We start from the raw sequence: 26,124 nt of genomic DNA on the forward strand, positions 1-26,124 counted from the left end.
CGATCCGAGTGCATTCCCCCACTGCCCGGCCGCGCGGGAACCACCCCGGCCCCACCGACACGGCCAGCAACTCGATCACCATGAGCTGGATGAGCCCACAAGGTCGCTGCGGCCACGATCACGGGCGCGGGCGGTCCCCGGGGGTGCCGGGCGGGGCGGGCGGGTGGGCCCGCCGCCGGGCCGCGGGAGTAGTGGGCGGCCCGGCGGGGGCGTCGGTGCGGCGCGCGCCTACCGCGCCGGCTTCGTGCGCGGGTGGTCCGCGGCGAGGGCGTACCGGGTGCCGCCGATCGTCACCGTGTAGTTGCTCGGGCCGGCGATCGGCAGCCGGTAGCTCAGCGCCACCGTCGCCGACCCGCCGTTGTTGATCGCCGACGGGATGTTCAGCGACACCCGGTGGAAGTCGCCCTTCAGGCCGCCGGCGTTCGGGCCCTTGTGGCCGGACGAGACCGTGGTCAGCGTCCAGCCGGACTGCTGGGTCAGCGAGCCGGGCGCCGAGGTCGGGTAGTCGAACTCCAGCTTCGACCCGGCCGGGATGGCCTGCCCCGAGTTGTTGCGCAGGGTCAGCTTCGGGCTGATCGGGTAGTTGTTGTCGCCGAGCGCGAACCCGGTGATCTCCACGCCGACGTCGAGCGCCCGGTCCGGCATGGCGATGGTGGACTTGGCGGCGCCGTACGGGGTCGACCTGCGGAACTTCTCGTGCAGCAGCGTGGTGAGCGTGTCGCCCATGAAGTACTGCTTCTTCGCCGCGTCGTGCGCGTAGTCGCCGGCCAGCTCCCAGATCATCACGCCGCCCAGGCCCTTGTCGACGACCCAGTCGGCCTTGACCGCGAGCGACTGCTCGTCCTCGGTCGACAGGAACGACGTCCGGGTCGGGTTCCACAGCCAGGGCGCGGCGAGCGAGGCGTCGTAGTGCCGGGCGTACGTGCCCCTGATCGTGTCGTCGGGGTCGGTGGCCGGGGTGAGCCCGTACGCCTCCAGGTAGTCGCCCGGCACGCCGTTCTCCAGGTTCTTCGCGTGCCACATCGGGTTGACGCCCGAGGCGACCTCCTTGCCGTCCTCCAGGTCGTGCCACAGGTTCTCGATGCCGATCGCGCCGTTGCCGCAGGGCGTGGTGGAGCCGACCGTACCGCCGGTGCCGTTCGGGCACTTCTTCTGGTCGGGCAGGGCGGCCTTGCCCCACAGCCCGTTGCTGCCGCCGGTGACGCCGCGCCAGCCGCGGGTGTAGTACGGCACGCCGACGTTGATCCGCCCGGCCTGCACCGCGCCGCGGAAGTAGTGGTACGCCCAGTCGGCGTTCAGGTAGCCGATGCCGTCGTACCCGCTGTACACGCCGCCGTCGATCTGCTCGTTGTCCCTGCCGTTGTCCAGCAGGGCGGCGTTCGGGCCGACGAAGTGGTTCCACGAGCCGTGCAGGTCGTAGGTCATCATGTTGACGTAGTCGAGGTACTGCAACGACTGGAACGCCTCCTGCCCGCGCAGCAGCCAGCCGGAGGCCGGCGCGGCGATGGTGAGCAGGTAGTGCCTGCCGTCGGCGGCCGACGCCGCGTCCAGCTTCTCCCGGAGCACCTTCATGAGCACGTGGTACGAGGCGTTGAGGCCGGGCCGCTTGGCATTGGACTGGGCGAAGTCGAGCGGGTTGCCGGCGAACTTGTTCGAGGTCGGGTACTCGTAGTCGATGTCGACGCCGTTGAACCCGTACCTGCGCAGGAACTCCACGACCGAGTCGGCGAACGTGTTGATGCCGGCGGTGTTGATCCCGTTGCCGCCGGTGGTGGTCATCCGGTAGAAGCCGCCGGCGTCGACCCGCTTGCCGGCGTCGTCGATGAACCCGCCGGTCTCGGCCCAGCCGCCGACGCTGACCAGCGTCTTGACGTGCGGGTGCGCCTTCTTGAACTTGTGGAGCAGGTTGAAGTGCCCGGTGTACGGCAGGGTGGGGTCCATCTCCGCGCCCGGCACGCCCGGCCAGGTCATGTTGGTGGCGGGGTTGTCCCTGGCGGCGGGCGAGCCGACCGAGATCCGGTTGTCGGCGTCGACGTGCGCGAAGGCGTAGTTGATGTGGGTGATCCGCTGCCACGGGATGTTGTTGGCCAGGTAGGCGGGCATGCCGTTCTTCCCGGTCCGCCAGCTCGTGAAGTAGCCGATGATCCGGCGCTGGTGGGCGTCGCCGAGCTTCTCCCGGCCGGCGGTGTCGTAGACGGTGCAGTACGGCACGGCGGCGCCCGGCGTCCGGTACAGGCCGTCCGGGCGGCACGCCTCGTCGTCGGCGGAAGCGGCGGGGCCGGGCGCGGCGTCCGCCCGGCCGGGCCCCGCCGCCCCGACGGCGGCCAGCAGCGCGACGACGGCAGCCGCCAGAGAGGGGATGAGCTTCGGTCGTCGCACAGTGACCTCCGTCGATATGAGTTCCGGGAACAGAATCGACGGCGCCGCGTACCGCTGGCAAGTACCGGCCCATGCCGGTCTAGACCAGCTCCCCGAAGCATCCACGAAAGGTGGTTGATCCGTCACTGCGCGCATCGATACCGCGCGGTGTGCGGGCATTGGCGACGACTGCCCGTTTGTTCAGATCGTCGTACGCACTACGCTGGCCCCGTGCCCGTGACCCTGGACCCCGCCGCGCTCGCCGACGCCGCCGCCCGCCTGCCGGGCTGGGCCGTGGCCGCGGACGCGCTGCGCCGCCGGTACGCGTTCCCCGACTTCGCCAGGGCCATCGGCTTCCTCGCCGCGGCGGCGACCCGGGCCGAGCGGATGAACCACCACCCGGAGTGGACGAACGTGTACAACCGCGTCGACGTCACGCTGCGCACCCACGACGCCGGCGGGGTCACCGCGCTCGACGTCGAGCTGGCCGAGCACCTCGACGCGCTGCACGCCCCGTTCGCCGATCCGGGCAGCCGGGGCTGACGCCGGGCGAATCCGGGCGAATGCCGCCGGCGGCGTAACGGCCGGCGGTCGACCGGCCGCGGAATGCGGATATTTCGGGTACCGGTATGGACCGGCATGGTCCTCCTCTTGCCAAGTACGGCCCCCTCCCCCGATGCTGGTCGGCGAGCCGACATCGATGGAGGTCACTGTGCTGCGTTCCCGGGTCGCCGCGGCCATCGCCGCCGCCGTCCTCGCCCCGGTCCCCGCCGCCGCGGCGCCGGCCGGCCCGGCCGCACCGCCGGCCCTGCCGAAGCACGTCCTGACCGGGTACTGGCACAACTTCGACAACGGGTCGACCGTGCTGAAGCTGCGGGACGTGCCGGCCGAGTACGACGTGATCGCGGTCGCGTTCGCCGACGCCGTCCCGGCCACCCGCGGCGCGCTGACCTTCGGCGTGGACGCCGGCCTGGCCAAGAAGCTCGGCGGGTACACCGACGCCGACGTCAAGGCCGACATCGCCGCCCTGCGGGCCAGGGGCAAGAAGGTGATCATCTCGGTCGGCGGCGAGAAGGGGACCGTCTGGGTCGGCAACGCCGAGGCCCGGGACAACTTCGCCGACACGCTCGCCCGGATCATCGACGAGTTCGGCTTCGACGGGGTCGACATCGACCTGGAGAACGGCCTGAACAGCACGTACATGGTGCCCGCGCTGCGCACCGTGTGGAGCCGGATCAGCCCGCCGGAGAAGATCCTCACGATGGCGCCGCAGACCATCGACATGCAGTCGGCGAACACCGACTACTTCAGGGTCGCGCTGGCGCTCAAGGACATCCTCACCGTCGTGCACACCCAGTACTACAACTCCGGCACGATGCTCGGCTGCGACCAGTCGAAGGCGTACGCCCAGGGGACGCTGGACTTCCTCACCGCGCTGGCCTGCATCCCGCTGGAGAACGGGCTGCGCCCGGACCAGGTCGCGCTCGGCCTGCCCTCGGGCGCCGGCGCGGCCGGCGGCGGCATTGTCGCCCCGTCGGTGGTGAACGCGGCGCTGGACTGCCTGGCCCGCGGCACCGGGTGCGGCTCGTTCAGGCCGCCGCGCACGTACCCGGGGATCCGCGGCGCGATGACCTGGTCGATCAACTGGGACGTCCGCAACGGCGGCGGCTTCGCCCGCGCGGTCAAGCCCCACCTGGCCACCCTTCCCTGACCGGACCCGCCCCTTCGCACCCGGAACTGGACACAGAGGTGACACGCAACCCCCGTACCGCCCTCGCCGCCGGCCTGGCCGGCGTGCTCGCCGGCGCCGCGCTCGCCGTCCCGGCCGCCGCCGCGCCGCCGGGCGCGGGCACGGCCGCCGCGCCGTACCTGTACCTCGGCTGGGACAGCCCGCCCGACCCGGTCGCGGTGATGCGGGCGACCGGCATCACCCGGTACACGATGGCCTTCGTCCTGGCGCAGAACGGCTGCAACCCCGCCTGGGACGGCCAGCGGCCGCTCGCCGGCGGCGCGGACGCGAGGGCCATCGCCGCGATCCGCGCGGCCGGCGGCGACGTGATCCCGTCGTTCGGCGGCTGGTCGGGCAGCAAGCTCGGGACCAACTGCCGGACGCCGGAGGCGCTGGCCGCGGCGTACCAGAAGGTGATCGACGAGTACCGGCTCACGGCCATCGACCTCGACATCGAGAACGACGACGAGCTGAACCACCTGCCCAACCAGGACCGGATCATCGCCGCGGTCGGGATCGTCAAGCAGAAGAACCCCGGCATCAGGGTCGTCGTCACGCTGCCGACGTTCCGCAGCGGGCTCAGCGCGCCGGGCAAGCACCTGGTGGAGAACGCGAAGGCCACCGGCGTGGACATCGACGTCTACACGATCATGCCGTTCAACTTCGGCTGCACCGGCGGCCTGGACATGTACGACTGCACGGTCGAGTCGACCGAGGCGCTGCGGGCCACGCTCAGGGGGGTGTTCGGCTGGACCGACCAGCAGGCGTACGCGCGGATGGGCATCTCCGGCATGAACGGCGCCTCCGACAACAAGGAGGTCACCACGCCCGCGCAGTGGACCCGGATCCGGGACTGGGCCAGGGGCAAGGGGCTGGCCCGGTTCACGTACTGGGCGATCAACCGCGACCGCAGCGGGTCCAGCGGCACGCCGCAGGCCGACTGGGAGTTCGCCCGGATCACCGCCGGGTTCTGACCGGCCGCGTAGAGTTCGGGCCGTGGACGTCGCCGGGCTCCTGCGCGAGCTGTACGGCCGCCTGCCGGACCTGGTCCGCGCCGCGGTCACCGACCTGACGCCGGACCGGCTCGGGTTCGCCCCGGCGGCCGGGGCGAACCCGGCCGGCTGGCTGGTGTGGCACCTCAGCCGGGTGCAGGACCACCACGTCGCCGCGCTGCTCGGCGCCGACCAGCTCTGGGTCGCCGGCGGCTGGGCGCCCCGGTTCGGGCTGGACCCGGACCCGGAGAACACCGGCTACGGGCACACCCCCGACGAGGTCGCGGCCGTCCGCCCGGAGAGCTGGCAGGTCCTGGTCGAGTACCACGCGGCCGTGCACGAGCGGACCGCCGACTACCTGGCCGGGCTCACCCCGGCCGACCTGGACCGGGTCGTCGACCGGGCCTGGGACCCGCCGGTGACGCTCGGCGTCCGGCTGGTCAGCATCGCCGACGACGGCCTCCAGCACGCCGGACAGGCGGCGTACCTGCGCGGGCTGCTCGACCGCTGAGCGCGCCGCCGCCGGCACCCGCGGACGGCGGACCGGCACGGCCGCGGGCGCCCCGAGCGGGTGACCGGGGGCGGGGTGATCGGATCGGGGTGGCATTTGTCCCGTTCGGGGCTGGGCATCCCGCGGGGGACGCGCTAGGTTCCGCCGAAACGAATCCCCCTTCGAGAGAGGCATCAATGGCAACTCTGCGACTCGGCGACCAGGCGCCCGACTTCTCCGCGGCGACCACCGACGGCACTGTCGACTTCCACGACTGGAAGGGCGACAAGTGGGCGGTGCTGTTCTCCCACCCGCGCGACTTCACCCCGGTCTGCACCACCGAGCTGGGCCGGGTGGCCGCGCTCAAGCCGGAGTTCGACCGCCGCAACGTCAAGGTCATCGGCGTGTCGGTCGACCCGCTGGAGGAGCACAAGGCCTGGGCCGGCGACATCGCCGACGTCACCGGGCACGCGCTCAACTTCCCGCTGATCGCCGACCCGGACCGCACGGTCGCCGACCTGTACGACATGATCCACCCGAACGCCAACGACACCCTGACGGTCCGTTCGGTGTTCGTCATCGGCCCGGACAACAAGGTCAAGCTGACGCTGACCTACCCGGCGTCGACCGGCCGCAACTTCGACGAGGTGCTGCGGGTCATCGACTCGCTCCAGCTCACCGCGCAGTACACGGTCGCCACGCCGGCGGACTGGAAGGACGGCGAGGACGTGATCGTCGCGCCGGCGCTGTCCGACGACGAGGCGCGCGAGCGCTTCCCGAAGGGCTTCGAGGCCAAGAAGCCGTACCTGCGCGTCACGCCGCAGCCCAACAAGTAGACCGCGGCGAAGGGGCGGGTCGGGTCGCCGGCCCGCCCTTTCCGTGCCCGCAGCCGGGGTTCAGGGGACCGTCCGGACGACCTTGCCGCGGCCGGTCTACGCGGCGCGGTGCGCGTCGGCCGCCCGGGCCAGCGGGCGCACCGCGCGCAGGTGCACCCGGAGCACGCCGCGGTCGTACGGGTCCGCCAGCTCGCGCAGCCGCGCCGCCGAAGGGTCCGGCACCGGCAGCGGGATGCCCGGCGCGACCGCGGTGCCGTCGGCGAGCCCCTCGCCGTAGCGGACCGGGACCGCGCCGTACGACGTGAAGCCCACTGCCGCATTCCTCCCCCACTCGGGTGCGCCGGCCGCGCGGCCGGCGCGGCCCCGATCGTGAAACCTGCACCCGGTGGAGGTCAACCCCGGGTCGCCGCGATCATGATCGAACGGGCGATGTCCGATGTCGATGGGCGGGGTTCCGGACGACGTCCGGCGATTCAGCGCCGACGATTGTCCTCCCCCGTTCGAGTGCCGTACCATTGCCGCGGCTGCGCATTTCCGGGCATTCGCCGTGACCCCCGCAGGCTCGGTCCGGATGGCCGGTTTTCCGAGTCTCCACATGGGAGATATTCGATTCACGCGACGGCCATGAATCGGGTTTTCCGCGTCCCCCGGAATTTCGCCGATACGTCACTGGAATGGCCCTTGGGCAACAGCTACGCTGACTCGCGGCAAAGGCCACAGTAAACCCCACTGCGCACCGGCGATTTCGCCGACCGGATCGCTGAAGGAGCCGCATGGCGTTCGAGGACAGGACCGTCGCTTTCGTATCCGGCAGCGCCGCGCCGGGTCCGCGACTGCCGCTCGCCCTCGGGACCGCCCCCGCGCGGGTCCGCCCCGCCGGCCCGGCTGCCGCCTGAACCGTGCCGTCCCCGCTGTACGTACAGGCGGTCCGGCACGTCCTCCTGCCGCCACGGGACGCCCGGCCGGACGACCGGGCCGAGCCGGTCGACGCGGTGCTGGCCGCGGCCGGGCCGGCGGCGCTCGCCGGGATCGACGTGCTGATGACGAGCCGGTGGGCGCCCGGCGCGGCGCCGGGCGGGGCGTTCGTGCCGTACCCGCACCACCGGCCGGCGCACCGGCCGTTCGACGTGGTCGACTTCGGCGGGGCCTCGCCGGCCGCGGCGTGCGCCGCCCTGATCGACTACCTGTCCACGCCCGACGGCCCCGGTACCGGGGCGCTGCTGGCGGTGGAGCTGGCCCGCACCGCCGGGCGGGCGCCGGGCCCGGCCCGGTCCACCGGCGGGGTGCTGCGGCTCGGCCCCGAGTACGTCGGGCGCGGGCCGCGGATCCTCGGCTGCGCGGTGCTGGACCGCTGTACCGCGGGCGCCTGGCCCCGGGTGCAGCGACTGGCCGCGGACTGGCTGCGGGCCGGCGGCCTGGCCGACCGGACGCCCACGGTCGTCGTCCGGCGGGACAGCCGGGTGCGCCGCGCCTGGTCGGCGCGGGCCGGCGACGGGCTGCCCGCGCGGCTGCGCTTCCCGCCGCTGGCCCGCACCTGCATGGGCCTGTTCCCGTGGCTGGCCGCCTGGCGGCCGGGGACCGGCCCGGAGCTGTTCCTCGACGACGACGTGGAGAGCGCCACCGCGCTGGCCGTCCTCGCCGGCGGCCCCCGGCGCTGAGGCGCCGCGGCCGGGCCTTGCGGCAATAAACAAGGACCGCGGCAGCGGCGGACGCCGATGGATTGTAGGCGGGTACTCCGCGACGATTGCATTGCTTAGTGTCGATTCGTCCGCGACGGGTCCCCATGCCCGTCGCGGGCGGCGCGCGGTCGGCCGCGGGCACCCCGGCGCGGCCGGCGGGGTCCGCCGTCGCCGCGCTCCCGATCGGTCCGGCGGGCCGCCGGGGGGATCCGCCCCGGCGGACGTGCGCCCGCCGGACGGGTGGGGTCCGGACCGGTTGCGGCCCGGGCCCCACCGATCCGGGCCGACGGGCGCATCCGCCACGGCCGCCCCGCCCGCCGTCGCAGTGGGCGCGGCGACGGGCGGGCGCTGTCGCACCGGCGTTGAACGCCGCCCCGGCGACCGGCCGGGCAACTGTTGCGACCCGGCCGTTCCGGCCCGGGCCGTGTACTCATTGTTTTACCTTCATTGCATGTCGCACGAACAGGCGCGCCCCACCCAACCCATCAGCGCCGCCGGCGACGGCGGGGGCTACCGCTCCGCGCTGAACCGGCACCAGGAGGTCCGGGTCGAGCAGGTCATCAAGAATATGTCAGGCAATTTCGCCGGCCGGCCGTTGGCGGAGGTTGCCGCCGAGATGGCCACCCAGCTCCGCGCTCTCGGCGTCAACCTGCCGATGCGCGAGGTCGAACGGCTGGCCGGCCTGATCGCCACCCATCCCGGCGGCTCCTGAGCCGCACCGGGCGCACCGGTACCACCCGCACCGGCCGCGGCGCAGCCGCCGGCCGGCGGTCGCGCGAACCGATCCGACCGCGGCGGATCGGTGGTTGCGCCGTACGATCCGGCGGTGGCGGCGGGTCGGTGACCGTCCGGTTCGAGCCGGTGGTGTCCGGTGATCGCGGCCGGTCAGCCGGTGGGCGGCGCGTAGGCGACCAGCTCGTTGCCGACCCTGGCGTACACGCCGGCGGCGTCGGCGCACACCGGCGCGGCCACCCCCGGCCACGGCGCGCCCCGGGCCGCCCCCGACGCCGGGTCCAGCGGGTACACCCGGTCGTCGGCCCACACCAGCAGCGCCCCGCCGCTCGCCGCGAGCGCCGTCGCCGCGGGCGGGGCGTCGAGGTGGGCCCGCCAGCGCGCCACCCCGGACGCCGGGTCCAGCGCCAGCACCGCCCCGTCGTACGTGACCACGAACAGCGTCCCGCCGCAGCGAAGCTGGCCGGCGAACTCCTCCACCGGCACGCTGCTGGCGGCCGCGCCGGTGGCCGGGTCGAGCCAGTACAGCCGGGTCCGGCGGTCGCGCCGCCCGTCCGCGGGGACCAGCGGTACCAGCAGCCGATCCCCCTCGTCCAGCCCGAGCGGCGCCGGCTGCCCGACGCCGTCGACCGACCAGCGGGCGGCGCCGGTGGCTGTGTCGACGAGCGCGAGCCGGGTGCCGCCGGCGTCGTCCTCGATGGTCAGCAGCGCCCGCGCGGCCGGGCCGGCCACCGGGGGCAGGCCGCTCAGCCACGCCGAGCCGAGGTCGTCGGTCTGCCACCGGACGGCGCCGTCCGGCCCGTACGCCTCGACATAGTGGAAGGACGAGTGCGAGGCCCGGACGCTGCGGACCAGGGTGTCGCCGAAGAAGTGCAGGTCGCCGCGGCCGCTGTCCAATCGGTACCCGAGCGCGCCGTCCGCGCCGAACACGTCGCCGACCACGGTCGGGCCGCTCGGGCCGGGGCGGTGCCGGGTGACGGTGGCGGCGACCCGTTCGGCGCCGGCGACGACGGCCACGTCGAGCAGCCGGGCGTCGTCGGGCGGGCCGACCGGGACCCGCCAGCGCGGCGCGCCGTCGGCCGCGGACAGGGCGCGCAGGGTCGCGCCCTGCATCGCGTACACGATCCGGTCCCGGAGGGTGAACGCGCCGATGCCGGCCAGCGGGGTCCGCCACCGCACGGGCGGCGGGCCACCCCGCCGCGCCCCGCCGGCCGGACCGCGGACGCCCGGGGCCGCGGGAGCGGCGTCCGGGCCCGCGGGGGCGGTGCCCGGGGTAGCCGGGGCGGTGCCGGGGGCCGCGGCGGCGGATGCCGGCGGCGACGCGGCGGCGGGGGTCGCGCCGGCGGCCGCCGCGGCGAGGCCCGCGGCGGCGCCGCGCAGCAGGGCGCGCCGGGTGACGGCGGCGGGGCGCCGCGCGGGGGTCACCGGGACCCCAGCGGCAGGGCGACAACGTCGCGGCCGCTGATCGCGTAGAGCGCGGCGGCGTCCAGCGCCGGCCGCCACTCCACGGCACCGAGCGGGGAGGGCAGCGGCGCGCCGGTGGCGGCGTCCAGCGGGTACAGCCGCTCCTCGCCCCACACCAGCACGACGCCGGGCGGGAGCAGGACGGCGGGGTCGCGCAGCGGGGCCGGCGCCACCCAGCGCCAGCGGACCGCGCCGGTGGCCGGGTCGCGGGCGGCGACCTCGCCGCCGCCGGTGACGGTGACGACGTGCGCCGCGCCGGCCCGCACGGCCCGGGTGTCGGTGACCGGCACCGCCCACTCGGGCCCGCCGGTCGCGCGGGCGAGCCGGATCAGCTCGGCCTCGCCGGCGGTCGCGGTCAGCGCGGCGAGGTACCCGCCGCCGGGCGCGAGGTCGGCCGCGGCGACGGCCACCCGCCCGGACCGCCAGCGGGCGTCGCCCGTGGCGGCGTCGAGCAGATGGCAGCCGGCCCGCGGGGTGTCCAGCTCCACGGCGACCGGGACGAGCGGGTCGGCGGGGCGGACCGGCTCGGCGGCGCCGAGGGCGGCGGCCCGGCGGTTCCACCGGACGGCGCCCGTGCCGGGGTCGCGGGCCTGCACGTACGCGTCGCGGGGCCAGCCGCACTCCAGCAGCAGCGTGCCGCCCCGCACGCCGGGGGTCACCGGCCCGCGGACCCGGGCCGTCCAGGCCGGCGCGCCGTCGGCCGCGCGCAGCGCCGACACCGTGGCCCGCCGCTGGCCCCCGTCGGCCGGTTCGGTACGGCAGACGATGACCCGGTCCCCGCTGACGACCAGCGCGATCCCGGCGTCGTCGTCGGCGTCGTCGGCCAGCGGCACCCGCCACCGCTCCCGGCCGTCGGCGGCGGCGAGCGCGACCACGCTGCGCACCTGCACGAGCGCGACGAGGTCGCCGCCGCGGGCGGGCGCCGCGCGCACGGCGCCGCGCGGCAGCCGGTGGGTCCAGCCGGGCCGGGCCGGGGCGGGACGCGGCGCGGGCGCGGCGGCGGCGGGGCGCGGCGCGAGCGCCGCGGCGAGGCCGGCGGCCAGCAGGCTGCGCCGGCGCAGCCGGGCGGCGCTCACCGGGGCTCCGCGGCGACGAGGCCGGCGCCGTCGAGGGCGTACACGCCGGTGGCGTCGGCGGCGACGGCGTGGCAGCCGTACGGCAGCGGGTCGCCGACGGCCGCGCCGGTGGCCGAGTCGAGGGTGTGCAGGGCGTCGGGCGCGGCGACGTGCGCGCGGCCGGGGGTACCGGCGAGGTCGCGCAGGGGCTGCGCCCACGCCCAGCGCCGGCCGCCGTGGCCGGCGTCGATCGCGGTCACGCCGTCGAGGTCGCCCGCGTACACCACGCCGTCGGCGACCCGCAGCAGGCTCAGCCCCGGTACCGCGACCTGCCAGGTCAGCGCGCCGGTGTCGGCGTCCAGCCAGAGCACGGATCGGTCGGCGAGCCGGTACCCGGCGGCGATCAGTGACCCGGCGTGCGCGCCGGGGCGGCCGGCGTCGGGCAGCAGGCTCGTGCGGGCGGCGGTCCACCGGGCGGCGGCGTCGGGGAGGGTGAGCAGGTCGACGCGGCGCCCGTACTCGACCGCCGGGTCGCGGGCCGCCAGGACGGCGGCCGGCAGCGGGCCGACCGGGCCGGGGCCGCCGGGCAGCGCGGTGTCGTCGAGGTTCCACGCGACGGCGCCGGTGGCCGGGTCGCGGGCCTGGAGGAAGGTCCCGCCGCCGGGCCGCTCGCCGACGGCGAGCAGCAGGCCGCCGCTGACGCCGCGCAGGCCGGTGGGGTACCGGGTGGGCTGCGCCCAGCGGGGCGCGCCGGTCCGGCGGTCGAGGGCGGTGACGGTGTCCTCGCCGCCGACGAAGACCAGGTCGCCGGCCGCGGCGACCGCGCGGGAGCCGCGGTACGGCAGCTCGTGCGACCAGCGCAGGGCGCCGGTCGCGGCGTCCACGGCGGCGAGCCCGTCGTCGGTGCCGGCGTACAGCACGCCCTCGTACGGCGGGGCCAGCGTGCGGCCGCCGGGCAGGTCGAGCCGCCACCGCTCGCCCCGGCGGCGCGCGGCGCGGCCGGGCGCGCGGACGCGGCCCGGCGCGGCCGCGGGTCGTGCGGCGGCGGATCGTACGGCCATGGGTCCCCTCCGTCCCGTCCCCCGCCCGGGTGACCCTCTCGTGTGGACATGATGCGGCCCGGCGGCCCGCGCCGCCACCCCCGTGGGACGAACCGTGCGCCCGGTGCCGGAACAGCCGAACGGACCCTTCTCATCCGGCCGCCCGCGGCGGACCCTGAGAATAGACGACACTCGATCCGTACGGGGGCGGAGCCGGCGCGAAGGGAGCGCGGCATGCGCCACCCCACCCGGACCATCCCCCGCCGGACGATCGCGGCCCTCGGCGCCGCGGCCGCCCTGGCCACCGCCCTCGCCGCCGCGCCGGCCGCGGCCGGCGCGGAGACCATCGAACAGTTCACCGACCGGCTGGTGTTCGCCACCGCGCTGCCGGCCTTCGTCGACCTGCGCCGCCAGCAGCCGCGCCCGGGCGAGCTGGACTGGGCCAGCGACGGCTGCTCCTGGTCGCCGGACCGGCCCGCCGGGCACGACTTCCTGCCCGGCTGCCACCGGCACGACTTCGGGTACCGCAACCACAAGCGGCAGCACCGGTTCGACAAGAACAGCCGGCTGCGCATCGACAACCAGCTCAAGAAGGACCTGTACGGCATCTGCGGCAAGGACGTGGCCTGCCGCCGGGTGGCGGACCTGTACTACGCGGCCGTCCGGCAGTTCGGCGGGCCGCGGTTCGCGGCGGCCCGGGCCGCCCTGGACGCGGAGATCGCGGCGCAGTCGACCCCTCGCTGACGCCGCGCCGCCGGCCCGCCCGCCCCGCCGGCAGGGCGACGGGGCGGGCGGGCCGCAATGCACCGCCGCGGCGGGCGGGCGCCGCCGGGTTTACTCGGTGGCGATGGCGGTCAGCACCGGGGTCCGGGCGGCCCGCCGGGCCGGCCACCAGGCGGCCAGCACGCCCGCGGCCACCAGGCCGCCGAGCGCCGCCGCGACCGTGCCGACCGGCACGACCGCGTCCAGGACCGGCGCGTCCAGCAGCAGGTGCTGCATGATCGCGCCGACGGCGAGGCCCACGGCGACGCCGAGCACGGCGCCGTACCCGGCCAGGACCGTGCTCTCGCCGCGCACGGTCCGCCGGATCAGCCGCCGCCCGGCGCCGACCGCGCGGGCGACGCCGATCTCCCGGGTCCGCTCGTGCACGCTCAGCGCGAGCGTGTTCACCACCCCGAACACCGCGATCACCACGCCCATCCCGAGCAGGACGGCGAGGACCCGCAGGGTGAGGGCGAACGCGTCGCCGAGCTGCGCGATGGTCGCCTCGCGGTCCTCGACCAGCACGTCCGGCCGGTCGGCGAACGCCGCCCGCAGCCCGGCCCGGGCGGCCGCCGGGTCGGGGCCGCCGGCGTAGACGGTGCCGGGCGGCACCGCGGCCGCGCCGGGGACGAGGGCGGCGTCGACCAGGGTGCCGGCGAAGCCCTGCACGGCCCGGTACGTGCCGACCACCGGTACGGTCGCCGCCCGGCCGTCGGGCAGGCCGAGCCGCAGCCGGTCGCCGACCCGGGCCCGGGCGCCGCCGACCGGGTCGTCCATCACCAGCGCGCCGCCGCGGGCGCTGGCCGCGCCGCTGACGATCGTCGGGGTGACGAGGGTGGCCAGCGGTGCGGCGTCGACGAGCTGGAGGGTGTCCGGCTCGCCGTCCACGGTGGCCACCAGCGGGCGCACGGCGGCGACCCGGTCGACGCCGGCCGCGGCCCGGGCCCGGTCGGCGACGGTGCCGTCCAGGGTGGACGCGAAGCCGGGCGCGCGCAGGATCGCGGTGCCGGCGGGCAGGGTGCGGGCGACGTCGCCGATCAGCAGCCGCTCGGCGCTGGCGCCGATCGTGGCGAACGCGCAGACCAGCGCCACGCCGATCATCAGCGCCGAGGCGGTGGCGGCGGTCCGCCGCGGGTCCCGGATCGCGTTGCGCACGGCCAGCCGCAGGGCCGGGCCGCCGCCGTACCGGGTCAGCGCGGCCAGCGGGCGCAGCACGAGCCCGGCCAGCAGCGGCCCGATCAGCAGGACGCCCAGCCAGGCGGCGAGGACCGCACCGATGCCGGCCACCCGGTCGGCCCGGCTCAGCGGCCCGTCGGTGACCACCAGCAGGACCGCGGCGCCGCCGGCGAGCGCGAGCACCCCGGCGGTCCCGCGCAGGGCCAGCGAGCGGCGGCGCACGGTCGCGTCGGTGCGCAGCGCGGCCACCGGGGCGATGGTGGCGGCGCGCCGGGCCGAGCCGTACGCGGCGAGCAGCGTCACCCCGAGCCCGATCGCGTACCCGACGGCGAGCCCGGCCGGGCCGAGCGCGAGGGTGACCTCCTCCCCCGCGGCCCGCAGCAGGACCAGCCCGCCGTACGCCAGCCCGACCCCGGCCGCGCCGCCGGCGGTCGCGCCGAGCAGGCCGACGACGGCGGCCTCGGCGAGGATCGCCCGGCGGACCTGCCGCCGGCTGGCGCCGACCGCCCGGAGCAGCGCGAACTGCCGGGTCCGCTGCGCGACCAGGATGGTGAACGTGTTGGCGATGACCAGCGCCCCGACCAGGACGGCGACGGCGGCGAAGGCGAGCAGCAGCAGCCGGATCTCCTCGGCCTCCTCGCGGGCGGCCGCCCGCCGCTTCGCGGCCAGGTCCGTGGCGAGCGCGACCGCGTCGGCCGGCAGGTCGGGGCGGGCCGCGCGGACGGCGGCGGCGAGCGCGGCGGGGTCGGGCCCGTCCAGCTCGACCTGCGCGAACCCGCCGCCGAGCAGCTCCAGCGCGGTCGCCTCGGGCAGCGCCAGCGCGGGTACCGCGCCGGCCAGCATCCGGTACGTGAACAGGCCGGTGACGGTCAGGTCCCGGGTCCGACCGCCGGCGAGCTGCACCCGGACGGTGTCGCCGGGCCGGCGGCCGCCCTGCTCGGCGGCCTCCTCCTCCAGCGCCACCTCGCCCGCCCCGGCCGGCGCGCGGCCGGCGACGAGGGCGAACCGGCGGGTGCCGTCCCAGTCGGTGCCGCCGCGGCCGGGGTCGTACAGCCCGCCGAGCTTGCCGTCGCGCTGGACGAACCCGGCCCGGCCGACGACGACGCCGCGGGCGGCGGTGACGCCGGGCAGCGCGGCCAGCCGGTCCCGCTCGGCCGGGGTGAACGGGCGGGCCGCCGCGGCGACGAGGACGCCGGCGTCGTCGCGCGTGCGGGCGTCGGCGGCGGTGCGCGACAGCGAGTCGGCGAACACCCAGCTCGCCACCACGAACGACACCGACAGGACGATGGCCAGCAGCGTCATCGCCAGCCGGCCGGGGTGGGCGCGCAGGTCGCGCAGCAGGGACCTCAGCACGGGGCACCGTCCAGCGACTTGAGCGCGTCGAGGATACCGTCGGCGGTCGCGCCGGCCCGCTCGGCGACCAGCCGGCCGTCGGCGAGGAACAGCACCCGGTCGGCGTACGCGGCGGCGGTCGGCTCGTGGGTCACCATGACGACGGTCCGGCCGAGGGCGTCCACGCTGCGCCGGAGCAGGCCGAGGACCTCGGCGGACGCGCGCGAGTCCAGCGCCCCGGTCGGCTCGTCGGCGAACACCACGTCCGGGCGGGTGACCAGGGCCCGGGCGCAGGCGACCCGCTGCTGCTGGCCGCCGGAGAGCTGGGCCGGGCGGTGGTCGAGCCGGTCGCGCAGGCCGACGGCGTCGACGATGGTGTCCAGGTACGCCGGGTCGGGGCGGCGGCCGGCCAGGTCCAGCGGCAGGGTGATGTTCTCCGCCGCGGTCAGCGTCGGCAGCAGGTTGAACGCCTGGAAGACGAAGCCGATCCGGTCCCGGCGCAGCGCGGTCAGCGCGTCGTCGCGCAGCCCGGTGAGCCGGGTGCCGCCGAGGTGCACGTCGCCGGCCGTGGGCGTGTCCAGGCCCGCGAGGCAGTGCATGAGGGTCGACTTGCCGGAGCCCGAGGGGCCCATGATGGCGCAGAACTCGCCGCGGCGAATGGCCACGTCCACGCCCGCGAGCGCGGTGACGGCCGCGTCGCCCGCGCCGTACGTCTTGGTGAGGCCCACGCCCCGTACCGTGATCTCCATGGCCCCGATGCTCGGCCGGCCGGCGCCGGCCGGCATCGGGCCGCGGTCGATCCGGACCCCCGACTTTCGTCGGGGGTGGCGTCGACCGACGGCGGCCCGCCCGGCGCCGCCCCGGCCGTACGCTCGGGGCATGACGGGGACGCGGGCCGGGGTGATCTACCCGCCGATCTATCCGGGGGCGGCCCGGTGGGCCCGCCGGCTGGCGCCCTGGGTGCTGCTGCCGACGGTGTTCCTGCTGTCCTTCCTCACCCCGGCGATGCCGCCGCTGCGCTGGTTCGTCGACGAGCCGTGGGGCGCGGACCGCAACGCCGCGGGCTGGCTGATCGGCGGCCTGATGGTCGCCGGGGCGCTGTGGGCGACCTGGGCGACGTACCGGGCCCGGCGGCGGCCGGCGGCGCTGTACGCCTGCGCGGGCGTGCTGTGGTGGGCGACATCGGTCTGGGTGACGCTGCCGATCGCCGCGTACCACGCCGCGACCCGGCTGGACCGGCGGCGGGCGCTGCTGTTCCTCGTCGCGGCCGGCGCCGCCGTGGTGCTGCCGGTGGTGCTCGGCGGGATCGCCGGCGGCCAGCTCGGCGGCGCGCTGCTGCTGGCGCTGCTGACCGCCGGGGTGGGGCTGGCGCTGCCGTTCGTGTTCGGGATGTGGGTGCAGGCCCGCCGGCAGGTGCTGGCCGGGCTGCACGAGCGGGCCCGCTGGCGGGAGCGGGAGGAGGCCGCCGCGGTCGGCGCCGCCCGGGCGCAGGAGCGGGCGCGGATCGCCCGGGAGATGCACGATGTCGTCGCGCACCGGGTGTCGCTGATCGTCCTGCACGCGGGCGCGCTGGAGGTCAACGCGCCGGACGAGCGGACCGCCGCGGCGGCGGACCTGATCCGGACCACCGGCCGGGCCGCCCTGGTCGAGCTGCGGGCGGCGCTCGGCGCGCTGCGCGAGCCGGACGACGGCGCGCCGCTGGCCCCGCAGCCGGGCGTCGACGACGTACCGGGGCTGGTGGCGCAGTCGGTGGCCGCCGGGGTGCCCGCGGACCTGCGGGTCAGCGGCGGCGCCCGGCCGCTCGCGCCGGTGGTCGGCCGGACCGCGTACCGGGTGGTGCGGGAGGCGCTGACCAATGTGCACAAGCACGCGCCGGGCGCGGCGGTGGCGGTGACGCTGCGGTACGAGCCGACGCGGCTGACGGTGACCGTCCGCAACACCCCGCCGGAGCCGCGGCCGGCGGCCGGCGCCGGGGAGGCGCCCAGCGGGAACGGTCTCCCCGGCGACGGGGAGGCGCCGAGCGGGAACGGTCTCCCCGGCGACGGGGAGGCGCCCAGCGGGTACGGCCTCACCGGGCTGGCCGAGCGGGTGGCGCTGGTGGCCGGCCGGCTGGCGTACGGGCCGGAGCCGGGCGGCGGCTTCGCCCTCGAGGCGCGGCTGCCGGCCGGGGTGGAGGAGGCGACGTGATCCGGGTGCTGGTGGTCGACGACGAGGAGCTGGTCCGGTCCGGGCTGCGGATGATCCTGGAGGCCAGCGACGACATCGCGGTGGTCGCCGAGGCCCGCGACGGCGCCGAGGGGGTCGCCGCGGCGGCCCGGCACCGGCCGGACGTGGTGCTGCTGGACGTCCGGATGCCCCGCCAGGACGGCCTGGCCGCCGCGGCCGGGCTGGCCGCGCTGCCGGACCCGCCGCGGGTGGTGATGCTGACGACGTTCGACCTGGACGAGTACGTGCACGCCGCGCTGCGCGCCGGGGCGGTCGGCTTCCTGCTCAAGGACACCCCGCCGCGGGAGCTGGCGGCGGCGGTGCGCACGGTGGCGGCCGGGCACGCGATGCTCTCGCCGCGGGTCACCCGCAGGCTGATCAGCACGTTCGCCGAGCGCGGGCCGAGCCGGGCGGACGAGGCGCGGCGGCGGCTGGCGGCGCTGACCGGCCGGGAGGCCGAGGTGGTCGACGCGGTGGCCGAGGGGCTGTCCAACGCGGAGATCGGCCGGCGGCTGGACATGCGCGAGGCGACCGTGAAGGCGCACGTCAGCCGGGCGCTGGCGAAGCTGTCGCTGGCCAACCGGGTGCAGGCGGCGATCCTGGTGCACGAGGCGCGCGGCTGATCGCCGGGGCGCGGTTGATGGCCGGGGCGCCCGCCGGTGCCGGCCGGGCGGGCTGCCGATCCGGGGGAGTCGCGCGGGCGGGGCGATACCGGGCGCCGGCGGGGTTGGCGGCGGCGCGTCGGGGAATGTCGGTGGCCCCGGCTAGCGTGCCCGGCGACGGTACGGGAGGGACGAGCGATGAGCCTGCGCGGATTCAGCACGATCAACTACTGGGCGGACGACCCGGCGGCGGCGGTGGCCTGGTACACGGAGTTCCTCGGGCGGCCGGCGTACTTCACCAGGCCCGGGCCGGACGGGCGGCTGGCCTACGCCGAGTTCCGGATCGGCGACCGCCTGGCCGAGCTGGGCATCATCGACCGCCGGTACGCCCCGCCCGGCGCGCCGACCGAGCCCGGCGGCGCGATCATGCACTGGCACGTGGACGACCTGCCGGCGACGGTCGACCGGCTGCTCGCGCTCGGGGCGACGCCGTACCTGCCGATCACCGAGCACGGGCCGGGGTTCGTCACGGCGAGCGTGGTGGACCCGTTCGGCAACGTGCTGGGCGTGATGTACAACCAGCACTACCTCGACGTCCTGGCCGGCCCGGCGCCGGACCCGGCGGCCGGGGCCGACCCGCGGGGCGGCGCCGGGGCGGGCGCTGCGGCGTGAGCGGCGGGGCGAGCGCCGACGAGGTCGTCATCCGCGGGCTGATCGAGCGATGGGTGCGGGCCGTGCACGCCGGCGACCTCGACGCGGTCCTGGCCGACCACGCCGACGACATAGTGATGTTCGACGTGCCGCCGCCGCAGGACGGGGTGCGCGGGCTCGCCGCGTACCGGGCCACCTGGCCGCCGTTCCTGAGCTGGCAGGAGGGCGGCGCCCGGTTCGACCTCGTCGAGCTGGACGTGACCGCCGGCGCCGACGTGGCGTTCGCCCGGGCGCTGCTGCGCTGCGGTACCCCGACCGAGCTGCGCGACCACCCCGACCGGCGGCTGCGGCTGACCGTCGGCCTGCGCAAGCGGGGCGGGCGCTGGGTCGTCACGCACGAGCATCACTCGTTCGCGCTGGTCGGCGGCGACGACGGGGTCGCCGCCTAGGGGCGCGCAGCGGGACGGGGTGGACGGCGGTGTCGCCATCGTGAATGTTCCGGCATGTCCCCCTTGCCCCGGACCGGTACCGCCCGGAGAATCCGTCGGGGCGCCGGGGCCGGACCGCGTGCGGCGTCCTCCCCGAGCCCGCGGAGGTACCCGTGCCCGAGCCCGACCTCGATGTCCTGCGCCGGCGGTACCGCCGGTTCGCCTTCCCGATGACGGCGGCGTTCCTCTGCTGGTACCTGCTGTACGTGCTGCTCTCGGCGTACGCCCGCGACCTGATGGCGGTCCGGGTGGTCGGCAACGTGAACGTGGCGCTGCTGCTCGGGCTGGGGCAGTTCGCCTCGACGTTCGGCATCGCCGCCTGGTACGCCGCGTACGCCCGCCGCCGGCTGGACCCGCTGGCCGACCGCCTCCGCGCCGCCGCCGACGCGACAGCCGGCAGCGCACCGGCCGGCAGCGGCACAGCCGGCAGCGCACCGGCGGGCAGCGGGACGGCCGACACCGGAGCGGCCGACACCGGGGCGGGCGCGAGCGGGGCGGGCGACGGCGCCGGGCCGGCGGGCGACGGCGGGGCGACGGGTGGTGTGCGGTGACGATCGCGCTGTTCCTCGGCTTCGTCGCCGTCACGCTGGCCATCACGATCCGGGCGAGCCGGCAGACCCGCAGCGCCGCCGACTTCTACGCCGGCGGCCGGTCGTTCTCCGCGATGCAGAACGGCGTCGCGATCGGCGGCGACTACATGTCCGCCGCGAGCTTCCTCGGCATCGCCGGCCTGATCGCGCTGAACGGGTACGACGGCTTCCTCTACTCGATCGGTTTCCTCGTCGCCTGGCTGGTGGCGCTGCTGCTGGTCGCCGAGCTGATGCGCAACAGCGGCCGGTACACGATGGCCGACGTGCTGGCCGCCCGGCTGCGCGCCCGCCCGGTCCGGCTGGCCGCCGGGGTGTCCACCGTGGTCGTGTCGACGTTCTACCTGGTGGCGCAGATGGTCGGCGCGGCCTCGGTGGTGTCGCTGCTGCTCGGCGTCACCGGCGTCGCGCCGAAGGTGTGGGTGATCGTCGCCGTCGGCGCGCTGATGATCTTCTACGTGACCGTCGGCGGGATGAAGGGCACCACCTGGGTGCAGATCGTCAAGGCCGTGCTGCTGATGGCCGGTGCCGCGCTGATGACGGTGCTGGTGCTGGCGCACTACCACTTCGACGTCTCCGAGCTGCTCGGCGCGGCCGCCGACCGGTCCGGCAAGGGGCTGGCCTTCCTGGAGCCCGGCCTGAAGTACGGCGCCACCGACGCGTGGAGCAAGCTCGACCTGCTCTCGCTCGGCCTGGCCCTGGTGCTCGGGACCGCCGGCCTGCCGCACATCCTCATCCGCTTCTACACCGTGCCCAGCGCCCGGGCCGCCCGGCGCAGCGTGCTCTGGGCGATCGGCATCATCGGCGTGTTCTACCTGATGACGCTCGTCCTCGGGTTCGGCGCGGCGGCGCTGGTCGGCGGGGCGGACATCAAGGCGTCCGACCCCAGCGGCAACACCGCGGCGACGCTGCTCGCCGAGACCCTCGGCGGCGGCGCCGGGACGGCCGGCGGGTCGTTCATGCTGGCGTTCATCGCCGCGGTGGCGTTCGCCACGATCCTCGCCGTGGTCGCCGGGCTCACCCTCGCGGCGTCGTCGTCGGTGGCGCACGACCTGTACGCGAACGTGCTGCGCCGCGGCGCCGGCGACGAGCGGCGGGAGATGCGGGTGGCCCGGCTGGCGGCCGTGGTGATCGGGGCGCTGTCGATCGGGCTGTCGGTGTTCGCCCGCGACCTCAACGTCGCCTTCCTGGTGGCGCTGGCGTTCGCGATCGCCGCGTCGGCGAACCTGCCGGTGCTGCTGTTCACGCTGTTCTGGCGCCGGTTCACCACCCGCGGGGCGGTCTGGGGCATCGTCGGCGGGCTGGTCGCCGCGGTCGGCGTGGTGCTGCTCAGCCCGATCTGCTGGGGCGGCGCCTCGGCCACCAAGCCGGCGGTGAAGCTGACCGCGAAGCAGGCCGCGACCTGCGGCGTGCCGGCGGGCGCGACGACGGTGGGCAACCCGGGCGCGCTGTTCAGTTGCACGACCGTGGCGCCGGTACCGCTGGAGAACCCCGGCCTGATCTCCATTCCGGCGGGCTTCGCGCTGGCGGCGCTCGGCGCGGCCACCGGGCGGCGGCGCCGGGACGCGGCGGACGACGCGGCGTTCGCGGCGCTGGAGCACCGGGCGCTCACCGGCTCCGGCGCCCACTGACCGCTCGGCCCGGCGCCGGGGTCACCGGCCGAGCGCCGGTACCGCGGCCGCCGCCAGGTCGAGGTAGTGCCCGGCCCACCCGGCGAACGTGGCGCCGCCCGGCCGCCGCCGGTGCTGGCACAGGAAGCCCCACAGCTCGGCCCGGTCCAGCAGCAGGTACGCGGGGAACCGGGCGGCCAGGCCGGGCCGCGCCGGCCGCCGGTCCAGGTACCCGCCGACGAACGCCCGGGCGAGGCCGCCGGCCGGGTCCTCGTCGAGGTACGCGCAGAGCTGCCGCGGCAGGTCGGCCTCCGGGTCGCCGTAGTGGCACTCCATGAAGTCCAGGACGCCGGTGGTCCGCCAGGCGCCGCCGGGGTCGCGGTCGACCAGCACGTTGCCGGCGTGGAAATCGTGCATGACCACGGTGGCCGGGCCGGCCGGGTCGGCGGCGTACGGGTCGGCGGCCAGCGCCGGCGCCGCCGCGGCCAGCAACTCCCCGACCCGGGCCAGGTCCGCCGCCGTGGTGCCGGCGGGGTCGTGCGCGCGGGCCGCCGCCAGCCGGTGCCGGGTCCGGCGGCGGGCCCGTTCGCCGTACCCGATCCGCGGCGCCCGGGCGGCGGCGGCCGGGTCGGGGCGCCCCCACCAGGCCAGCTCGGTGACCGGGTCGAGCGGGCGGACCCCGCGGCCCGGCTGCCAGCGGCCGGGGTGCGGGCCGGGGACGGCGTGCAGCGCGGCCAGCGTCGCGCCGAGCAGCGCGGCGACCGGCCCGGCGTCGGCCGCGGACCCGCCGGTCGCGGCGCGGGTGGCCGGGTCGCCGGCGGTCCGGCCGGGCAGCAGCGGCATGAGCGCGTACGGCCAGCCGAGCAGGTCCGCCCGCGGGTCGACGTGGTACGGCCACGGCGCCGGCAGGCCGTGCCGGGCGAGCAGCCCGGCGAAGTGCGCCTCGGTGGGCAACTGCCGGTCGGTGTGCGGCGGGCCGCGCAGCACCCACCGGCCGCGGTCGGTGTCGACGGCGTGGTTCTGCCCGAAGCTGCCGCCGGCCAGCGGCGCCAGGCCGGTCAGCCGGCCGAGCCCGAACCGGTCGAGCGCGCGCTGGACGGCCGCGGCGCGGGGGCGGGCGGCGGGCACGGCGCACCTCCGGGGTCGGCGGGCGGGCGGGCGCGGCGGCCCGGCGGCCGCCGGAGCCGGGGGCGCCAGCGGAACCGGTCACGCCGGTGGAACCGGGCGCGCCACCCGTACCGGGCCCGGCCGACGAACCGGCCGAGCGGCCACAGGTGCCAGCATGCCCACAGCAGCGCCCCCGCGTCCAGAGTGGACAGCGCGTGCCGGCTCAGGTGCACCACGACCGCCGTGCCGAGCAGCGCGCACAGCACCGCCTGCGGCAGCACCAGCCGCGGGTACAGGCCCGGCCGGTGCACCTTGCGGGTCACCGGGCAGTCCGGCTTGCGCCGCGGGCCGTACCACAGGGCGCGCAGGGCGGCCAGCGCGAACAGCGGCGCCAGGCCGGTGTACACCTGCCGGCCGCGCAGCAGGTCCCGCCACGGCAGCCGGTCGGCCAGCGACCGGGTGAACAGGGTGCCGGCGGCGAGGTACGCCGCCGTGGCCGCCGCGTACGGCAGCGGCGGGGCCAGCACGGCCCGCCGGTCCAGCAGCAGGGCGGCGGCCGGGGCGAGGATCAGCGCCAGCGTCGGGAACGCGGTGAGGTAGTAGGCGGCCTGCTCGGTCAGGTGCGCCCGCTGCCGGCCGGTCAGGCCGCGGGCCCACAGCGGGCAGCGCCAGAGGAACGTGCGCAGGGTGTCCAGCGCCCAGGTGCCGCGCTGCCGGTACACGTTCGGCAGGTCCTCCGGGGCGATCTGGGCGACGGCGCCGCGCACCGGCAGGTGGGTGCCGCGGCGGCCGGTGCGCCAAGCGACGTACCCGGAGTACACGTCCTCGACCAGGCTCCACGTCGGCAGGCCGCCGATCGCCCGCAGGTCGGCGCGGCGCCAGACCAGCCCGCTGCCGCACGGCGGGACGGCCCCGGCGGCGTCCCGGGAGTACAGCACCCCGCGGTAGAACAGCGCGTGCCGGTTGCCGAACGGGTCCCCCGGCGACACCCGGGCGTCCTTGATCGTCTGGGCGTAGGCCAGCTCGGGGCGGGCGGCGAGGTGCCCGACCACCCGGCGCAGGAACAGCGGGTCGCCGACCAGGTCGTCGGCGTCCCGGAACTCGACGTACCGGGCGGCGGGCGCGACCGCGTCGAGCAGGTCCAGGGCGGCGTTGAGGTTGCCGGCCTTGCCGGCGCCGCGGCGGGCGGCGGCGCCGCGCGGCGGCGGGCGCAGGTAGTGCAGGGCCGGCGCCGGGTAGCCGGCGGCCAGCTCCGCGACCAGCGCCCGCACCGCGGCCCGCCCGGCGTCGTCGCCGACGACCAGCACCAGCCCGTCGCCGGGCCAGTCCTGGTCGAGCACGCTGCACAGGGTCCGGCGCAGCATCGGCACCGGCTCGCCGCTGGTCGGGACGACGACCGCGACCGGCGGCTCGGCGCCGCGGGGCAGCGGCGGCGGCAGCGCCGGGTGGCTGCGGTGCCAGTGGTTGACCACCGCCAGCCACACCTGGCCGACGAACAGCGCGTGCGCCCCGGCGACCGGCGCGGCCAGCCACGGCGCGGCCGGGTTCAGGGTGGCGACGGTCCAGCCCAGGTAACCGGCGCCGAGGGCCGCGGCCAGGAGGCCGAGCAGCCGGCGCCGGCGGTCGGCCCGCCGCTGCGCCGGCGTCGCCGGGGTGCGGCGCGAGGGGTGGGCCATCCGTTCACGATAGGCAACCGGCGCCGCCACGCGGTGTTACGGCCGTCGCTATGAGACGGTTCACAGTCCGGACCGGTACCAGCCGGTAGCGATCGTCCGATGTGGCCCTCTAGGCTGACGAACGTCAATCGTGGATGCTGCCGCATCCGCGAGTCGTCCATCCCACTGCCGGGGAGGCATTGCATGACCAGCACCACTGCCAGGCTCCTGTCCGCCGGGGCCGCCGCGGCGCTCGCGATCACCGGGATCGCGGTCGGTTCGCCGGCCAGCGCCGCCGCACCGTCCGTCCAGACGTTCAAGAACGTGGCCACGGGCTTCTGCCTGGACAGCAACGCCGCCAAGCAGGCATACACGCACGGCTGCAACGGCGGCAACTACCAGAAGTGGGACGTCCAGTCCAGCGGCGGCGTCGTCCTGAAGAACGTCGCCACCGGCTTCTGTCTCGACAGCAACGCCGCCAAGCAGGCGTACACCCACGCCTGCAACGGCGGCAGCTACCAGAAGTGGACCGTCCTGCGCCGCGGCGGCGACGTCGGCTTCAAGAACGTCGCCACCGGCTTCTGCCTCGACAGCAACGCCGCCAAGCAGCTCTACACGCACGCCTGCAACGGCGGCAACTACCAGTGGTGGAACTAGCCCTGCCGGGCCCTGCCCACCACTGATCGACACCGACCCCCTGCCGGGGGTCACCGGACCCGCCGCGGGGCTTCCCGCGGCGGGTCCGCCGCGTTCCCGGCCGTCGCCGGCGCCGCGGGAAGAATCCGGGAAGCCCCCGGTAAGCGCCGACCGCCACGCTGGCCCCGGTGCCCCCGCCCCGGCCGGGCACCGCCGCACCCGCGGCCGCCCCCGCTGCTGAGGAGCCCCGGCATGAACCCCTTCGACGACGAGAACGGCCGCTTCACCGTCCTGGTCAACGACGAGAACCAGCACTCGCTGTGGCCGTCCTTCGTGGACGTGCCCGCCGGCTGGACCGTCGCCCTGCCGGAGACCACGCGGGCGGAGTGCCTGGCGTACGTCGAGGCGAACTGGGTGGACATGCGCCCGCGCAGCCTCGTCGACGCCATGCGCGCCGACCGGCCGGCCTAGCCGCGCCGCCGCCCCGGACCGCCCGCCCCGTCGCCGAGAGAGAGCTTCCCATGGTCCCGTTGTCGTCCGCGCAGCGCCGGTTGTGGTTCCTGTACCGCTACGAGGGACCCTCGGCGACGTACAACATCCCGGTCCTCACCCGCCTGCACGGCCCGGTCGACGTGCCCGCGCTGCGCGCCGCCGTCGGCGACCTGATGGCCCGGCACGACATCCTGCGCACCGTGTACGGCGAGGCCGACGGGGAGCCCGGCCAGCGCGTCCTGCCGATCGCCGACACGCCGGTGGACTTCGCCGCCGCCCGGGTCACCGCCGCCGAGGCGGACGCGGCCGCGGAGCGGCTGTGCCGCCGGCCGTTCGACCTGGAGTCGGAGCCGCCGCTGCGGGTGCGCCTCTACACCATCAGCGACGACGAGCACCTGCTCGCCATCTGCCTGCACCACATCGCCGGCGACGGCACCTCCATGACA

24 protein-coding genes and 2 pseudogenes are annotated in these 26,124 nt (G+C 76.8%); 17 read left to right on the forward strand and 9 right to left on the reverse strand.

The window, feature by feature from the left end:
- Window positions 1-228: 228 nt before the first annotated feature.
- On the reverse strand, window positions 229-2,379 hold the full coding sequence (locus IEY94_RS18145; protein ID WP_229784231.1) for a glycosyl hydrolase family 18 protein: 2,151 nt from the start codon (window positions 2,377-2,379) through the stop codon (window positions 229-231).
- A 210-nt stretch (window positions 2,380-2,589) separates the two neighbouring features.
- Here IEY94_RS18145 and IEY94_RS18150 point away from each other — a divergent pair, with 210 nt between their 5' ends.
- The 5 genes from IEY94_RS18150 to IEY94_RS18170 all read left to right on the forward strand — a co-directional run bounded on the left by IEY94_RS18150 (window position 2,590) and on the right by IEY94_RS18170 (window position 6,405).
- Window positions 2,590-2,901 carry a 4a-hydroxytetrahydrobiopterin dehydratase gene (locus tag IEY94_RS18150; protein WP_189171396.1) on the forward strand — a complete coding sequence of 104 codons (312 nt, stop codon included), beginning with the start codon at window positions 2,590-2,592 and terminating at the stop codon, window positions 2,899-2,901.
- Between the two features lie 169 nt (window positions 2,902-3,070).
- On the forward strand, window positions 3,071-4,069 hold the full coding sequence (locus IEY94_RS18155) for a chitinase (RefSeq protein ID WP_229784232.1): 999 nt from the start codon (window positions 3,071-3,073) through the stop codon (window positions 4,067-4,069).
- A gap of 38 nt (window positions 4,070-4,107) precedes the next feature.
- Window positions 4,108-5,061: a chitinase gene (locus tag IEY94_RS18160; protein ID WP_189171398.1), complete on the forward strand. Its 954-nt coding sequence runs from the start codon at window positions 4,108-4,110 to the stop codon at window positions 5,059-5,061.
- A gap of 22 nt (window positions 5,062-5,083) precedes the next feature.
- Window positions 5,084-5,590 carry a mycothiol transferase gene (locus IEY94_RS18165; RefSeq protein WP_189171399.1) on the forward strand — a complete coding sequence of 169 codons (507 nt, stop codon included), beginning with the start codon at window positions 5,084-5,086 and terminating at the stop codon, window positions 5,588-5,590.
- Between the two features lie 176 nt (window positions 5,591-5,766).
- Entirely contained in the window at window positions 5,767-6,405 is a 639-nt protein-coding gene (locus IEY94_RS18170) for a peroxiredoxin (RefSeq protein ID WP_189171400.1), read from the forward strand.
- A 96-nt stretch (window positions 6,406-6,501) separates the two neighbouring features.
- On the opposite strand, the gene IEY94_RS18175 is transcribed toward IEY94_RS18170, so the two are convergent.
- On the reverse strand, window positions 6,502-6,717 hold the full coding sequence (locus IEY94_RS18175) for a hypothetical protein (protein WP_189171401.1): 216 nt from the start codon (window positions 6,715-6,717) through the stop codon (window positions 6,502-6,504).
- 587 nt (window positions 6,718-7,304) lie between these two features.
- On the opposite strand from IEY94_RS18175, the gene IEY94_RS18180 reads away from it, so the two are divergent.
- Both IEY94_RS18180 and IEY94_RS18185 read left to right on the forward strand, forming a co-directional pair.
- Window positions 7,305-8,063, forward strand: coding sequence for a hypothetical protein (locus IEY94_RS18180; RefSeq protein WP_189171402.1), 759 nt, complete (start codon window positions 7,305-7,307; stop codon window positions 8,061-8,063).
- Window positions 8,064-8,535: 472 nt separating this feature from the next.
- Window positions 8,536-8,796, forward strand: coding sequence for a hypothetical protein (locus tag IEY94_RS18185; RefSeq protein ID WP_189171403.1), 261 nt, complete (start codon window positions 8,536-8,538; stop codon window positions 8,794-8,796).
- 173 nt (window positions 8,797-8,969) lie between these two features.
- On the opposite strand, the gene IEY94_RS18190 is transcribed toward IEY94_RS18185, so the two are convergent.
- Genes IEY94_RS18190 through IEY94_RS18200 form a run of 3 tightly spaced genes read right to left on the reverse strand, consistent with a single transcriptional unit; the run spans window position 8,970 to window position 12,396 of the window.
- Window positions 8,970-10,241: an outer membrane protein assembly factor BamB family protein gene (locus tag IEY94_RS18190; RefSeq protein ID WP_189171404.1), complete on the reverse strand. Its 1,272-nt coding sequence runs from the start codon at window positions 10,239-10,241 to the stop codon at window positions 8,970-8,972.
- Window positions 10,238-11,356 carry an outer membrane protein assembly factor BamB family protein gene (locus IEY94_RS18195; RefSeq protein ID WP_189171405.1) on the reverse strand — a complete coding sequence of 373 codons (1,119 nt, stop codon included), beginning with the start codon at window positions 11,354-11,356 and terminating at the stop codon, window positions 10,238-10,240. The genes IEY94_RS18190 and IEY94_RS18195 overlap by 4 nt, the downstream gene beginning before the upstream one ends.
- Window positions 11,353-12,396: an outer membrane protein assembly factor BamB family protein gene (locus IEY94_RS18200; RefSeq protein WP_189171406.1), complete on the reverse strand. Its 1,044-nt coding sequence runs from the start codon at window positions 12,394-12,396 to the stop codon at window positions 11,353-11,355. Before IEY94_RS18200 ends, IEY94_RS18195 begins: the two co-directional genes overlap by 4 nt.
- A 213-nt stretch (window positions 12,397-12,609) precedes the next feature.
- Between IEY94_RS18200 and IEY94_RS18205 the strand changes: the two genes are divergently transcribed.
- Entirely contained in the window at window positions 12,610-13,119 is a 510-nt protein-coding gene (locus IEY94_RS18205; protein WP_189171407.1) for a phospholipase, read from the forward strand.
- A gap of 90 nt (window positions 13,120-13,209) precedes the next feature.
- Here IEY94_RS18205 and IEY94_RS18210 read toward each other — a convergent pair whose 3' ends face one another.
- Complete coding sequence (locus tag IEY94_RS18210) at window positions 13,210-15,666, reverse strand: FtsX-like permease family protein (RefSeq protein ID WP_189171408.1); 2,457 nt, start codon at window positions 15,664-15,666, stop codon at window positions 13,210-13,212.
- On the reverse strand, window positions 15,660-16,430 hold the full coding sequence (locus IEY94_RS18215) for an ABC transporter ATP-binding protein (protein ID WP_189171409.1): 771 nt from the start codon (window positions 16,428-16,430) through the stop codon (window positions 15,660-15,662). The genes IEY94_RS18210 and IEY94_RS18215 overlap by 7 nt, the downstream gene beginning before the upstream one ends.
- 94 nt (window positions 16,431-16,524) lie before the next feature.
- Here IEY94_RS18215 and IEY94_RS18220 point away from each other — a divergent pair, with 94 nt between their 5' ends.
- The 6 genes and pseudogenes from IEY94_RS18220 to IEY94_RS18245 all read left to right on the forward strand — a co-directional run bounded on the left by IEY94_RS18220 (window position 16,525) and on the right by IEY94_RS18245 (window position 21,809).
- Window positions 16,525-17,832 carry a sensor histidine kinase gene (locus IEY94_RS18220; RefSeq protein ID WP_189171410.1) on the forward strand — a complete coding sequence of 436 codons (1,308 nt, stop codon included), beginning with the start codon at window positions 16,525-16,527 and terminating at the stop codon, window positions 17,830-17,832.
- On the forward strand, window positions 17,829-18,473 hold the full coding sequence (locus tag IEY94_RS18225) for a response regulator (protein WP_189171411.1): 645 nt from the start codon (window positions 17,829-17,831) through the stop codon (window positions 18,471-18,473). The genes IEY94_RS18220 and IEY94_RS18225 overlap by 4 nt, the downstream gene beginning before the upstream one ends.
- 177 nt (window positions 18,474-18,650) lie before the next feature.
- Window positions 18,651-19,124: a VOC family protein gene (locus IEY94_RS18230; protein WP_189171412.1), complete on the forward strand. Its 474-nt coding sequence runs from the start codon at window positions 18,651-18,653 to the stop codon at window positions 19,122-19,124.
- A pseudogene (locus tag IEY94_RS18235) lies at window positions 19,121-19,546 on the forward strand (YybH family protein); the annotation flags it as partial. The gene IEY94_RS18230 and the pseudogene IEY94_RS18235, both read left to right, overlap by 4 nt.
- Before the next feature lie 158 nt (window positions 19,547-19,704).
- Window positions 19,705-20,004: pseudogene (locus IEY94_RS23685) on the forward strand (DUF485 domain-containing protein); the annotation flags it as partial.
- 134 nt (window positions 20,005-20,138) lie between these two features.
- Window positions 20,139-21,809: a monocarboxylic acid transporter gene (locus IEY94_RS18245; RefSeq protein ID WP_189171415.1), complete on the forward strand. Its 1,671-nt coding sequence runs from the start codon at window positions 20,139-20,141 to the stop codon at window positions 21,807-21,809.
- 21 nt (window positions 21,810-21,830) lie between these two features.
- Here the strand turns inward: IEY94_RS18245 and IEY94_RS18250 are convergent, their stop codons facing one another.
- Complete coding sequence (locus IEY94_RS18250; RefSeq protein ID WP_189171416.1) at window positions 21,831-22,916, reverse strand: phosphotransferase family protein; 1,086 nt, start codon at window positions 22,914-22,916, stop codon at window positions 21,831-21,833.
- Entirely contained in the window at window positions 22,847-24,571 is a 1,725-nt protein-coding gene (locus IEY94_RS18255) for a glycosyltransferase (RefSeq protein ID WP_189171417.1), read from the reverse strand. The genes IEY94_RS18250 and IEY94_RS18255 overlap by 70 nt, the downstream gene beginning before the upstream one ends.
- A gap of 183 nt (window positions 24,572-24,754) precedes the next feature.
- Here IEY94_RS18255 and IEY94_RS18260 point away from each other — a divergent pair, with 183 nt between their 5' ends.
- The 3 genes from IEY94_RS18260 to IEY94_RS18270 all read left to right on the forward strand — a co-directional run.
- Window positions 24,755-25,207 (forward strand): RICIN domain-containing protein, encoded by a 453-nt coding sequence (locus IEY94_RS18260; RefSeq protein WP_189171418.1) that lies wholly within the window; start codon window positions 24,755-24,757, stop codon window positions 25,205-25,207.
- Window positions 25,208-25,438: 231 nt separating this feature from the next.
- On the forward strand, window positions 25,439-25,657 hold the full coding sequence (locus IEY94_RS18265; RefSeq protein WP_189171419.1) for an MbtH family protein: 219 nt from the start codon (window positions 25,439-25,441) through the stop codon (window positions 25,655-25,657).
- 59 nt (window positions 25,658-25,716) lie between these two features.
- Window positions 25,717-26,124, forward strand: a 408-nt coding sequence (locus tag IEY94_RS18270; protein ID WP_189171420.1) for a condensation domain-containing protein, incomplete at its 3' end; no start/stop codon positions are given.

The sequence above is a fragment of the Pilimelia anulata genome (assembly GCF_014647895.1).
Lineage (GTDB): Bacteria > Actinomycetota > Actinomycetes > Mycobacteriales > Micromonosporaceae > Pilimelia > Pilimelia anulata.

Excerpts from the sequence above, each read along its gene's own strand:
- IEY94_RS18185 (WP_189171403.1), top strand. The coding sequence starts at position 8,536 with ATGTCGCACGAACAGGCGCGCCCCACCCAACCCATCAGCGCCGCCGGC.
- IEY94_RS18260 (WP_189171418.1), top strand. The coding sequence starts at position 24,755 with ATGACCAGCACCACTGCCAGGCTCCTGTCCGCCGGGGCCGCCGCGGCG.
- IEY94_RS18220 (WP_189171410.1), top strand. The coding sequence starts at position 16,525 with ATGACGGGGACGCGGGCCGGGGTGATCTACCCGCCGATCTATCCGGGG.
- IEY94_RS18265 (WP_189171419.1), top strand. The coding sequence starts at position 25,439 with ATGAACCCCTTCGACGACGAGAACGGCCGCTTCACCGTCCTGGTCAAC.
- IEY94_RS18200 (WP_189171406.1), bottom strand. The coding sequence starts at position 12,396 with ATGGCCGTACGATCCGCCGCCGCACGACCCGCGGCCGCGCCGGGCCGC.
- IEY94_RS18205 (WP_189171407.1), top strand. The coding sequence starts at position 12,610 with ATGCGCCACCCCACCCGGACCATCCCCCGCCGGACGATCGCGGCCCTC.
- IEY94_RS18255 (WP_189171417.1), bottom strand. The coding sequence starts at position 24,571 with ATGGCCCACCCCTCGCGCCGCACCCCGGCGACGCCGGCGCAGCGGCGG.
- IEY94_RS18215 (WP_189171409.1), bottom strand. The coding sequence starts at position 16,430 with ATGCCGGCCGGCGCCGGCCGGCCGAGCATCGGGGCCATGGAGATCACG.
- IEY94_RS18230 (WP_189171412.1), top strand. The coding sequence starts at position 18,651 with ATGAGCCTGCGCGGATTCAGCACGATCAACTACTGGGCGGACGACCCG.
- IEY94_RS18170 (WP_189171400.1), top strand. The coding sequence starts at position 5,767 with ATGGCAACTCTGCGACTCGGCGACCAGGCGCCCGACTTCTCCGCGGCG.